Annotated in this window: 1 protein-coding gene and 2 pseudogenes; all 3 read left to right on the top strand. The window is 75.8% G+C overall.

Going from position 1 to position 3,594, the window contains the following annotated elements; genetic code table 11:
- Nucleotides 1–324: pseudogene (locus tag AB0B40_RS30925) on the top strand (hypothetical protein); the annotation flags it as partial.
- Between the two features lie 202 nt (nt 325–526).
- Nucleotides 527–1,786 carry a phosphoribosylamine--glycine ligase gene (gene purD / locus AB0B40_RS30920; RefSeq protein ID WP_345057056.1) on the top strand — a complete coding sequence of 420 codons (1,260 nt, stop codon included), beginning with the start codon at nt 527–529 and terminating at the stop codon, nt 1,784–1,786.
- A gap of 292 nt (nt 1,787–2,078) precedes the next feature.
- Nucleotides 2,079–3,594: pseudogene (locus tag AB0B40_RS30915) on the top strand (hypothetical protein); the annotation flags it as partial.

The raw sequence follows: 3,594 nt of genomic DNA, 5'->3' as shown, positions 1-3,594 counted from the left end.
CTGCAAGGTGACGGCCGGCGGCTCCTCCTCGGCGAGGTAGAACACGTAGCGGAAGGGGGCAGTGGCTACGGCGCCCCGGCCGCCCCCCGCCCCGCGAGCCCCCAGCCGGCCCCGCAGGCGCCCGCCGCCCCCCAGGGCAGCACCCCGGCCGGGCCCGCCCAGGCCTCCCGGCCCGCCGCCGCCCCCGAGCCGCAGCCGGTCGCGCCCGAGGACGACACCCCTGAGGACGACGACCCGGATCTGGACGAGTCGGCCCTGTCCGGTCACGAGCTGATCGTGCGCGAGCTCGGAGCGACGGTGATGGAGGAGTTCTCCAACGAGTAGCCGACGCGGACTGCGCCCGGCGCCCCCGGTGTGAGCACACCCGGGGCAGCGGGATGGCTGCGGCTGCGGCCGGTGCGTCGGGGTGACTGTCCCCGAGGCAGTCACCGGGGGGCATCGGGGCGACCGCGTCCCGGCTCCTTTGGAGGAAAGCCCGAACAGGCCGGGCCCCGGTCTTCGGCGACGTTGCCATAGGCTGACCCCCGTGAAGGTCCTCGTCATCGGCAGCGGCGCCCGCGAACACGCCCTGTGCCGCTCCCTGTCCCTCGACCCCGACGTCACCGCGCTGCACTGCGCTCCCGGCAACGCCGGCATCGCCGAGGTCGCCGAGCTGCACCAGGTCGACGCGCTCGACGGTGCCGCGGTGGTCGAACTGGCCACCCGCCTCGGTGCCGAACTGGTCGTCGTCGGCCCGGAGGCGCCGCTGGTCGCCGGTGTGGCCGACGCCGTCCGCGCGGCGGGCATCCCGGTGTTCGGCCCCTCCGGGGAGGCCGCGCAGCTGGAGGGGTCCAAGGCCTTCGCCAAGGACGTCATGGCGGCGGCCGCGGTGCCGACCGCCCGTTCCTACGTCTGCACCACCGCCGAGGAGGTCACGGCGGCCCTCGACGCCTTCGGCGCCCCCTACGTCGTCAAGGACGACGGTCTGGCCGCGGGCAAGGGCGTCGTCGTCACCTCCGACATCGAGACCGCCAAGGCGCACGCCGCCGGATGCGAGCGCGTGGTGATCGAGGAGTTCCTCGACGGCCCCGAGGTGTCCCTGTTCGCCGTGACGGACGGCGACACCGTCGTCCCGCTCCAGCCCGCCCAGGACTTCAAGCGCGCCCTGGACGGCGACGAGGGCCCGAACACCGGCGGCATGGGCGCGTACTCGCCGCTGCCGTGGGCCGACCCGAAGCTGGTCGACGAGGTGCTGCAGACCGTGCTCCAGCCGACGGTGGACGAGATGCGCCGCCGGGGCACCCCCTTCTCCGGGCTGCTCTACGCTGGCCTCGCCATCACCTCGCGCGGGATGCGGGTCATCGAGTTCAACGCCCGTTTCGGCGACCCGGAGACCCAGGTCGTACTGGCCCGGCTGAAGACGCCGCTGGCCGGTCTTCTGATGGCCGCGGCCACCGGCAACCTCGCCGACCTGCCGCCGCTGCGCTGGAGCGAGGACGCGGCCGTCACCGTCGTCGTCGCCTCGCACAACTACCCCGGCACCCCGCGCACCGGCGACCCGATCACCGGCCTGGACGCGGTGGCCGCCGAGGACGCCCCGCACGCATACGTGCTGCACGCCGGCACCAGGCGGGACGGCGACGCGGTCGTCAGCGCGGGCGGACGCGTGCTGTCCGTGACGGCCACCGGCAAGGACCTGGCCGAGGCGCGCGAGCGGGCGTACCGGGCGGTGGGCCGGGTCGGCCTGGACGGCTCGCAGCACCGCACGGACATCGCGGCGAAGGCCGCCGAGGCGGCGCAGGCCTAGCCGACAGCACAGGCTCGCGTGCCGCTCGCGCGCACCCTCGTACCGCATCAGGCCCCGGACGCAATCCGGGGCCTGATCTTTGCTGTCTGTCACCCAGCTCTGACCAGAGCCATTCCATCGAGTGAGCAATCGCCTATCCGGCTGACGAGCGCCCGGGCCCCAACTAGGGTGCCGCGCAAGCGTTCCGGCACTTGGCCCACCGGCATTGCGATGTCAGTGGCGGGTGCCACAGTGGGGGAGTGAGCAAGTCCAGGGCAGCACGCGATCGGCAGAGAGGGGGCGAGGTCGGCACGTGACCGGAATCGGTGTGGAGGCAGGCGCACAGGCCGCGCGCTCCCGGGCCCTCGCCGTGCTGCGGGTCCGGGGCCGGGCGCTGGCCGTGGCCCTGCTGCCCGCGGGCGCCGAGGTGATTCTGCTGACGGGTGCCTCCACCGGCCATCTCGTCGGCCCGGGCTGGGACACCGCCCGGTGGGTCGTCGGCGTGTTCGCGGTGCTGGTGCTGCTGGCCGCGGCCGGCATCGCCGTGGTCCTGGCCCGGGGCCGCCCCGCCACGACACCCACGGTGCCGATCCCGGAGCAGTCCGCCCCGGACCTGTACCGGATGGTGCGCGACCTCGCCGACCGTCTGGCCGTGCCGGCCCCGTCGGCCATAGCCCTCACCCCGGACTGCGACAGCTGGCTGGAGGACCGGACCCACTCGGCGCACGGTCCGCCCCGGCCTCCGGCGCCCGACGAGATAGCGGGGCCGGGCCGCCGCCGGACACCGATCGCGCCGGTCCTCGTCATCGGCTCCCCGTTCCTGTGGTGGATGCGCGTCGGTGAGCTGCGCGCGGTCCTCGCCCCGGTCATCGCGGGTACGGGCCCTTCGGCCCACCCGGACATAGCCGCCGCCCGCCGCTTCGTCCGCGGGCTGGACGCGGCCGTGGCCGTCGCCTCGGCGCCGGGCCGCTGCCCGTTGACCCGCGGGGGGTGCGCGGTCCTCGGCTGGGTGGCCCGGCTGTTGCTGCGCGGCTGCCAGGAGCATGCGATGCAGATGGAGCGCGGGGTCGCGGCGGCGGCGGCCGAGCGCGCCCAGGCGGTCGACTACGGCCTGCGGATCGTCGCCCAGGAGCAGGTCGGGCTCGCCTACGCCGGCTGGGACCGGCTGCTGACCAGGGTCGCCCTGCCCGCCTGGCGGATAGGCCGCTGGCCGTCCCGGCTGGACGCGGGCGTGGTGGCGGCGCTCACCGAGCTGTCCCGCCGCGACCGGCTGGCCGAGGGCTTCACCTCCCGGCTCGGCGAGCGGCCGGCCTGCGATCTGCTGGAGGAGCCCGGTGCGGTGGACGAGGCCGCCTCGCTGCTCGCCGCCCACCTCTTCCACGGCGGCCCCGCCGAGTCCTGTTCGGGCTGGGCCCCGGTGGACTGGCAGGCGTATCCGGAAGAGGTCGTGGACCGCACCTGGCGTGCCGACGCGGCCCGTCTGCACCGCGTCCTGGACTCCCTCGGCGTCCGCCCCTCCCTCGACCCCGGAGTTCCCGACCCCGGCGGCCCCACCCTGGCCCGCATCCTGGATCACCTCGCGGAGCCGACCGCGACGGGGGCCGACAGGCCCGGCCGCGCCGCCGACGCCGATCCGCGGGACTTGGCCGCCCCGACCGCGGGATCCCCGGCCGCCCGGGCCGACGGCCCACCCCCCATCACCAGGGCCACCCCTCCCACCGCCACCGAGCCCGGCCCTCGTCCACCACAAGCCACCGAGCCCGGCCGGCACCTCCCGCACGACGCCGAGGCCGCCCCCCCACTTCTCCCACGACGCCGAGCCGGGCCTT

The sequence above is a fragment of the Streptomyces sp. NPDC042638 genome, from assembly GCF_040647235.1.
GTDB lineage: Bacteria > Actinomycetota > Actinomycetes > Streptomycetales > Streptomycetaceae > Streptomyces > Streptomyces rameus.
The sequence above is the reverse complement of the archived record's forward strand: the minus strand, read 5'-3'. Positions and strand labels throughout refer to the sequence as shown.